Source organism: Terriglobus sp. YAF25, assembly GCF_052113305.1.
GTDB lineage: Bacteria > Acidobacteriota > Terriglobia > Terriglobales > Acidobacteriaceae > Terriglobus.
Window position 1 is genome coordinate 1 of the sequence record NZ_JBFRCY010000247.1, and the last position, 8,003, is coordinate 8,003.

An 8,003-nucleotide genomic window follows, 5' to 3' on the forward strand; every position below is an offset into this window, starting at 1 on the left:
GGGTTACGGCGCAATGCGCATTGTGGGCAAGGGCGTGTGGGGAGAGCCTGCAGACCGTGAGGCAATGAAGGCGGTGTTGCGTCGGGCGGTAGAACTGGGCGTGAACTTTATCGATACGGCTGATAGCTATGGGCCCACCATCAGCGAAGAACTCATCGGCCAGGCCCTGGCTCCGTACAAGCCGGGCGTCGTAATCGCGACCAAATCCGGTCTTGCCCGGACGGGACCGGATGTATGGGTACCGCTTGGACGGCCGGAGTACCTGGTCCAGCAGGTCGAGCTGAGCTTGCGGCGCCTGAAGCTGCAGCAGATCGATCTGTGGCAGCTCCATCGCATCGATCCAAAGGTGCCGGTAGAGGAGTCGCTGGGCGCGATTAAGAAGCTGCAGGAGCAGGGAAAGATCCGTCATGTTGGCCTAAGCGAGGTTTCGGTCGAGCAGATTAAACAGGCGCGCAAGGTTATTGAGATCGTCAGTGTGCAGAATCTCTACAACATCGCCGACCGCAAGAGTGAAGCGGTGCTGGAGTATTGCCACAACGAAGGCCTGGCTTTTATTCCTTGGTTCCCGGTGGCTGCGGGCAAGCTGACTCAGCCGGGAGGAAAACTCGACGTCTTTGCACAGCGTCACGGCATAACGCTCTCGCAGCTTTCGATCGCATGGCTGCTGCACCGCTCGCCGGTTATTCTGCCAATTCCCGGAACAAGTTCTATCCCACATCTGGAAGAGAATATGAAAGCTGCAGATGTACAACTGAGCGAGGCGGAATGGCGTGAAGTGGAAGCCATTGCGGGGCAGCGATAAAATAGAGAGTACTGACGAGAACAAAGGGCCAAGTTTGGGATGTGGCTCTTTTGTTTACACGCCTGTAATGCTGGCGCCGCCTTACCTTCATGGAGACTTAAGCCGCAATCGTCACTTTGGTTGGAGAACAACCAAAATACCGGGTAGTCTCTTCACCAGGACTATCCCAGGCCGGAATGGATGCCACGACGAATGATGCGGAGAGTATTTTCGCTGCTTCCTGCAGTACTGTTGTCTCTATTGTGTGTGGTCGCCAAAGCCCAGGCTCTTGACGAGAGTGGGGCGACCGTCGATGCTGGAGTACCGCTTCGCATCCAGATCCGAAAGACCATACCGCTCGCTCGTGGAACTGCTGTCGAGGGTTTTCTGGTTTCGCCGGTCTATGTACGCGAAAGGCTGGTCCTGCCCGAGGGAACCCGCGTTACCGGCACCGTTCAGGACTTCGCTCCTATCGCTTTCAAGACTCGCCTGCAAGCCAGACTCGACGGAGATCTGACTCCTCTGCATGAGCCGATCGTGCATTTTCAGTTGCTCGATCTGGATGGCAAGTCTTCGATGACGCAAAGCATCTCATCCTTGCAGAAGGAGACTCACTGGATGGGACGGTACTGCAGTCAAAGCACTCGCGAAGCTTCGGAAGGAACGGGCAATTGCGTTTTGTCTTTCAAACAYTGAAGCCGCTCAACCGGGAAGCAAAGCCCGTCTCGGCGGTTATTAGTGGGGTAGACGGCTCCAAGTCGGACAATCTTTCTATCGACAATGAGGGTGGCGTTAAGGCGTCGGCCGACAAGAATCGTTTTCTGGCTCCCGCATTACTGGGGGTGCTGGCGGTCGCAGGGCATGATCGCGACCGGGATGGAAATGGGTTAGGAAGACAAACCGTTGCCGCGAATGGTTTCGGCGTTGTTGCGCGCATTGTCGCGCTGACCGTTAACGACCGCAATGTCGCTACCGGTTTCGGAGCGTACGCCTTTGCGAAGTCGATTTACTTCCGGTTTCTCTCTCAGGGACATCCGGTGGAGTTCCCCAAAAATACTCAAGTGGAGCTGAAGGTGATCAGCCGACAGTAGCTTCATTCGGGGACATCCTCATCTGTAGGGACATACCAGGGAACATCCTTCAAAAGAAAGAGACTCGGATAACGGGAGATCAGGTGGCTCAGCATGGCTTTTGCAATATGCCCGCTATGCTCCACCTCTTTTTGCCAATCCACATTGGCTAGACCCTCCTCGGAGGTCGCCCGGGTGTCACAATCACATTGGCGATACCGGTTTCATCTTCCATCGACAGAAAGACAAAACCATGTGCTGTGCCTGGACGTTGGYGCGCAATGACGCAACCTGCAGCCTTTACGAAATCTCCGTGTTGATGGTGTCTGAGTTCTTCGGCGGAAAGAATACTGCGACGATGGAGTTCCTGTCGCCGGTAAGCCATCGGATGCTGGCCGACCGTTAAGCCGGTGCCCGCATAATCTGCCACCAGCCTCTCTTCTATTGTCATCTTGTTGAGTGGAGAGGAAGGATCTTCCTCTCGTAGTGCAGATACCTGCGAAAGCAGGGGACCTTCCGGCCGTCCCGCGCGTTCTACTTGCCAGAGAGCATCCCTCCTATGCTGCACCCCATCAATAACATTCAGGGCTCCCACACTCGAGAGAAGGGTTAGTTCTTTGCGGTTGATTGTCGTCATTCGCGTCACAAAATCATCGACAGAACGAAATAAGCCGTGTCCTTCACGTTCTATGACGAGCGCCTCGGCTGTCTGCTTTCTGAATCCTTTTGCATACCCAAGTCCCAGGCGCAAGGACAGTGCCCCATCCTCTTCATGCTCAATGGTGCAGGCCCATTGCGAGCGTTGAACATCGATAGGTTTTATACGTAGTCCGTGCCGTTGTGCGTCTTTCACTAGAACAGCCGGCATGTAAAAGCCCATCGGCTGGCAATTGAGTATGGCGCAGGTAAACGCAGCCAGGTATTTGACCTTGAAATAAGCAGATGCATAGGCGATCAGAGCGAAGCTGGCCGCATGAGATTCAGGGAATCCATATAAGGCGAACGAGCTGATGTGCTGAACAATATCGTCCTGCGTCTTTGCGTCAATGCCATTCGCCGTCATGCCCGAACGTAACCGGCCTTCAAGATTCTTCATGCGTTCCCACGATCGCCGCATCCCGACAGCACGGCGTAACTCCTCGGCTTCAGCCCCCGTGAAGTTGGCGACGACCATGGCCATACGCAGCAGTTGCTCCTGAAAGAGTGGGACACCCAATGTCCGCTTGAGCGTCGACTCCAGCAAGGGATGCGGATAGCTGACCGGTTCCTGCTTCTGCCGTCTCCTCATATACGGATGCATCATCTTTCCCACAATCGGTCCGGGGCGGATGATGGCAACCTGCACCACAAGGTCATAGAACTTCTCCGGATTGTTGCGGGGCAGTGATGCCATTTGTGCACGGCTTTCTACTTGAAACATTCCCACCGTGTCTGCACGCCGCAGCGCACGGTACACCTCGTCATCTTCCGGAAGTTGTGCCAGATCCACCTGCTCTCCATAGTGTTCTGGAATCAGTTCGAGGCAGTCTTTCAAGACGGCCATCATACCGAGCCCGAGTAGATCCACCTTGATGATGCCAAGATCGGCACAGTCTTCCTTATCCCATTGCACAACGGTCCGGCCAGGCATTGAGGCGCGCTCCAACGGGACGATGTGATCCAGTTGTCCCTGGCAAATTACCATCCCGCCCGAATGTTGCCCCAGGTGACGCGGTAAGTCCTGAATCCGCATACAGAGTTCCAGATATTTTGCGATCCGAGGATGGCGAAGATCGAACCCTGCATTCTGGAAGGAGTGTGCCATCGTGTCCGTAGGTCCCTTCCACTCAAAGTTCGCCACGATGGAAGAGAGCCTCTGAAGCGACTCCGCATCGAATCCCAGAGCCTTTCCAACCTCGCGTGTGGCGGACTTACCGCGATACGTGATGACATTCGCTGTCATCGCTGCGCCAAGCTCGCCATATCGGCGATAGATATATTGAATCGCCTCTTCGCGCTTTTCCTCCGATGGCAGATCCAGATCGATGTCGGGCCACTCACCGCGGCTTTCGGAGAGAAACCGCTCAAAGAGCAGTTCCATGCCGACCGGGTCGATGGCTGTGATCTCAAGGGCATAGCAAACGGCGGAGTTCGCCGCGCTGCCACGTCCCTGGATCAGAATGTCATTACTTTTACAGAACCGGATGATGTCCCAGACGATAAGAAAGTAGCCGGCGAAACCAAGCTTCGCAATAAGCTTCAATTCATGGTCTACCTGCTTCTTTGCCCGCTCCAATAGAGCGGCATTTCGCTTCGGACCATAACGACAGATCACCCCTTCGTCGACCCGCTTGCGAAGAAAGCTGTCCATCGTTTCACCTTCAGGGACTGGATAGCGAGGGAACTCATAGCCAAGGTCTGAAAGCTGGAAGGTCAAGCGCGCGGACAACTCAAGTGTGTTCTCGATTGCCCCCGGGATATCCCGGAACAAAGCCGACATCTGCTTCGCATCACGAATATAACGTTGACTGTTGATGGAAAGCAGACGACCTGCCCGGTCCAGTTCCGTGTGGTTGCGAATCGCTGTAAACAGGTCCAGGATCTCCCGATCCTGTTTGGTCGCATACCGTACTCCATTGGTCGCAAGAAGAGGAAGCTTCAGTGACTGTGCGATGCGAATGGCGGCTTGGTTACGCCACTCTTCCTCGCGTTCACCATGGCGCTGCAACTCGATGTAGACATTGCTTTGTCCGAATATATGAACCAGTCTCTCAAGGAGACCCCGGCCGGCTTCTTCTCCTCCTCGCTGTAAGGCTGAAGCCAGCGGCCCCTCATCCCCGCCCGTAAGACAGATAAGACCTGCGGCATGCTCTTCCAGATCCGATAGCGTAGCCATGCCTTCCTGTTTTTTCTTCTCACGCATCTTGAATCGGGTGATGAGTTGGCAGAGGTTCTGATAACCCTGGCGTGTTTCGCACAACAAAGGTAGACGTGCCGGCTCTGAACGATGCTGATGTGGCAACCAGGTTGGAGGCGCGAGCCGCTGTCCGAAGGCGGCCGAGGAGATCTCCGCCCCTACATGCGCATGGATATGGTTCTCGCTGGCGATCTTATGAAAGCGCGCCGATCCATAGAATCCGTTTCTATCGAGTAATGCCATTGCCGGCATATCGACTTCAAAGGCGCGCTTCGCCATTACCTCTGGCGAAGATCCGCCTTCGAGGAAAGAAAATGCGCTCGCGGCATGGAGTTCTACATAACCGCTAGTCATAAAGCCCTACAAGAAGCCAGGATCTGCGAACAAGATCCTGGAGCACGCAGCCGTACAGCATCGATTCGTCATCGCCTCGTGCAATCAGATCCCATTGCTCCTGCCGCCAGGTCTGTTCATTCCACCATTCACCGCCGGCAAGCCACGGCCCATAGGCATTCCGAACGGTATAGCGATGTCCCCGAAAGAAAAAGCCTGAGGGTCTGCCGTATTCGAGTGTGATAGCGAGCTGTTCCGGTGGACATACGCGCCGAAGGCAACCGTATGCCGTACGGGAGATCTGCGTAGCCGAGTTGCCTGAGGGAATAACGAATGGCTCCATATGGAAACCGGGTGAAGTGTGCGTGTCATCGAGCACGGCGCGGCCGATGTTGTCATCGCCGACCAATGCCGTAATTCGCGCGAGCGTGACGTCCAGCCGTCCGGGTTCGGGAAGCTGTGGAGAGAACAACCCAAGTTGAACTTTGCTGGTAACTCCCGGCTCGGCGCGAAGACAGACTTTATAGATGGGAGCATTTGCAGGATGAGCTTCAAGATCGAGATGAAGCAGCTTCAGCCATAGGTGTTTGTCGACGCCAGGAACACGGGGAGATACTGTGCGGCAGTGCGTTCCACCCCCCTCCAGATGAAGCTCAATCGTCACCGATGCGAGTGCGTAGACACGCATGGCTGCGCGAACGATGAGTTGTTCCAGCATGATGGCTACACCGAAAAGCAGGGATTCAAGGTTGTCGAGTGGATAGTCCAGCTCCGCTGTTTCTTCAAGTACAAACGGGRTATCGATAGGCTGGAAGAGATGAGGCAAGGTTCCGGTGGCCATCTGTTGCAGACGTTTGCCATCCTGTCCCAGGCGGGCAATGAGATCTGTCTGCGGTAAGCCTGCCAACATGCCAAGCGTACGGATGCCCCATCGAGACAACGTCTCGGCATGCGCTTCCGAGATGCCTAGGACCGATAAGGGAAGGGAAGCCAATGCCGCTGATTCTTTAGCGGCTGGAACGACAACGATAGCTGTCCTGGCAGGAAGCCCCTTCGCAAGCAGCATGCTCGCATGGAAGTTTCCGCTTACCGCAACCTGGGCAGAGATACCAAGCAATGCCACCCGCTGCCGCAACGTCCTGGCAAGAACTTCAGGCGGACCAAAGAGTGCTTCGGTTCCGGTGATGTCCAGGCAGCAGAGAAAGACATTCTCCGCTTCCTGTAGTTCAACGCGCGGAGAATGGGCTCCTGCACACTCCAGAAGCGCGGTCCTCGATGCCGCTTCGGCAGATCTGGAACGGGACAGCATTGTTATGTTTCCGAAGGTATCCACTTCAACCTTCGTCATTCCTCGTTGCACACCTAATAACCGTGCCCTGGTGTTTAACGAGGACACAGTTTCGGCTGGCGGCTCGCCGTCCAGAATCACACACGGCTTCTCGCGCAGTTCCGGACGCAGACGTAGCAATGCCTGCGCAGAGAATTCCTTGACCAGCAGGCAGGCATACAACGCACCGGAGTTCACTGTGCACCTGCCCATGGAGTTCGGCTCTGCCAGGAAGCCATGCGAGCCGTTTGCGGTGGTTTCCGCATCGACACGACATTGTTTGCCGGTTGCGGGAAGCGTTGACGCAATGCCTCGATGYGCGGCCGCATCCCGCTGAAGACTGTGCGGGCTTCAAGGATCGGTTCGGCATTCAGCAAGCGCAGTTGCAGCTCCGATCCACTTTTCGCGCATGGATACTGGGTCAGCAACAGAATGCAGGCTTGCGTCTTTTCCGCGGCAACACGATAGCGGTGCCACGTCGATAGTTCAATACGTGCCACGTATTGCGGCGCGATACCTGCAAGATCGAGAACAATGGCGCTGAAACCTCCAGTCTGCAAAAGCAGATCAGTGGTGCGAAGAGCGCGCTCAATCGCATCGTAATGCCTGGCACGGCGCTTTCTGTACGTGATGGGGTTTGCCGCCACAGATTCGCCTGAAGCCGAACGATTTGTCTTTGCCTCAGAGGTCTCCACAGGTTTGGGCAATGGAGTTTTTCCCGTGAAAAGCCCGGACATCGCTTCGGAGAGTCCGCGGACCTCGGTTCTTGGGTGTGGACCAAATCCTCCACCATGCAGTCCTTTTTTCGGAGAGCCAGGGATGAAATACTCCGGCGGCAACGTTACCGACTTTGTAGTCTTCGTAGAGACGTCTGCAACGTCAGCGCAACGGACCCACAGCAGGCGGCCTAAGTCCACTCCGATGGCAGCAGCAGAGGCAGGGTCAAGGGCATTCGCCGAGTCGACCCAGGCGCACACCTTATTTGCCGCGGTCAACTGCGCCAGGAACGAGAGAGCCACTGAAGTTCGTCCGCTACATTCAGCTCCGACCAGTTCCGTCAAAGCTCCCAGGGGAAATCCTCCTCCCGACAACTCATCTAACTCAGCCAGGCCCGTGGGTATCTGGGGTGCACTCTGGTGGAAAGCCAACTCGAAGACCGACAAGATCATCTGGGATCGATCAACTGTCCATACAGCAAGCTAAAAAGAGACTTCTGTGGGACGCATCACGTCCGGAAGAGCAGCGCGACCGCGCGTTTCGGCTGATGATTCTCTCTATTCCGCCTGGCAAGGTCAGCACCTATGGCAGAGTCGCCGCGGCAGCCGGCTATCTACGCTACCATCGTGCCGTGGCAAGGCTTCTTCGTACAGATCCGCCAGATGATCTGCCATGGCATCGCGTGCTTGGCGCCGGAGGCGCAATCAAGCTGCATGGAGAAGCCGCACTAGAGCAGCGCTCACGCCTGAAGCTGGAAGGCGTCCGCTTCATCGGAGAGAAGGTGAATATGGAACGGCATGAACACACCTTCAAGCCCTGGGAGGTCTACGAGTGAGCCTTAGGCATTCGCTCTAGCCGTTCCATCAGTAATTCTTTCTC

8 protein-coding genes are annotated in these 8,003 nt (G+C 55.7%); 4 read left to right on the plus strand and 4 right to left on the minus strand.

Annotation, left to right across the window (positions count from 1 at the left end):
- The 3 genes from AB4043_RS12060 to AB4043_RS12070 form a co-directional block, all read left to right on the plus strand.
- On the plus strand, positions 1–802 hold an 802-nt coding region (locus AB4043_RS12060; RefSeq protein ID WP_442307141.1), incomplete at its 5' end, for an aldo/keto reductase.
- Between the two features lie 192 nt (positions 803–994).
- A complete protein-coding gene (locus AB4043_RS12065) occupies positions 995–1,477 on the plus strand; it encodes a hypothetical protein (protein WP_442307142.1) in 483 nt (160 codons plus the stop codon).
- Positions 1,453–1,872, plus strand: a complete 420-nt coding sequence (locus AB4043_RS12070; RefSeq protein WP_442307143.1) for a hypothetical protein — start codon at positions 1,453–1,455, stop codon at positions 1,870–1,872. Before AB4043_RS12065 ends, AB4043_RS12070 begins: the two co-directional genes overlap by 25 nt.
- Positions 1,873–1,874: 2 nt before the next feature.
- On the opposite strand, the gene AB4043_RS12075 is transcribed toward AB4043_RS12070, so the two are convergent.
- From AB4043_RS12075 to AB4043_RS12090, 4 genes are read right to left on the minus strand one after another with little or no spacing between them, the layout of a single operon-like run.
- On the minus strand, positions 1,875–2,015 hold the full coding sequence (locus AB4043_RS12075) for a hypothetical protein (protein WP_442307144.1): 141 nt from the start codon (positions 2,013–2,015) through the stop codon (positions 1,875–1,877).
- Between the two features lie 5 nt (positions 2,016–2,020).
- The gene (locus AB4043_RS12080) at positions 2,021–5,101 is read right to left on the minus strand and encodes a DNA polymerase III subunit alpha (protein WP_442307145.1); all 3,081 of its coding nucleotides are present in this window, start codon (positions 5,099–5,101) and stop codon (positions 2,021–2,023) included.
- Positions 5,094–6,620: a DNA polymerase Y family protein gene (locus AB4043_RS12085; RefSeq protein ID WP_442307146.1), complete on the minus strand. Its 1,527-nt coding sequence runs from the start codon at positions 6,618–6,620 to the stop codon at positions 5,094–5,096. Before AB4043_RS12085 ends, AB4043_RS12080 begins: the two co-directional genes overlap by 8 nt.
- On the minus strand, positions 6,602–7,576 hold the full coding sequence (locus AB4043_RS12090) for a recombinase RecA (RefSeq protein ID WP_442307147.1): 975 nt from the start codon (positions 7,574–7,576) through the stop codon (positions 6,602–6,604). The genes AB4043_RS12085 and AB4043_RS12090 overlap by 19 nt, the downstream gene beginning before the upstream one ends.
- A 95-nt stretch (positions 7,577–7,671) precedes the next feature.
- On the opposite strand from AB4043_RS12090, the gene AB4043_RS12095 reads away from it, so the two are divergent.
- Positions 7,672–7,959, plus strand: coding sequence for an MGMT family protein (locus AB4043_RS12095; RefSeq protein WP_442299712.1), 288 nt, complete (start codon positions 7,672–7,674; stop codon positions 7,957–7,959).
- The last annotated feature ends 44 nt before the right edge of the window (positions 7,960–8,003 follow it).

What these genes read in the sequence shown, in the direction of transcription:
- AB4043_RS12095 (WP_442299712.1), top strand. Translation starts at nt 7,672, where the DNA reads ATGATTCTCTCTATTCCGCCTGGCAAGGTCAGCACCTATGGCAGAGTC.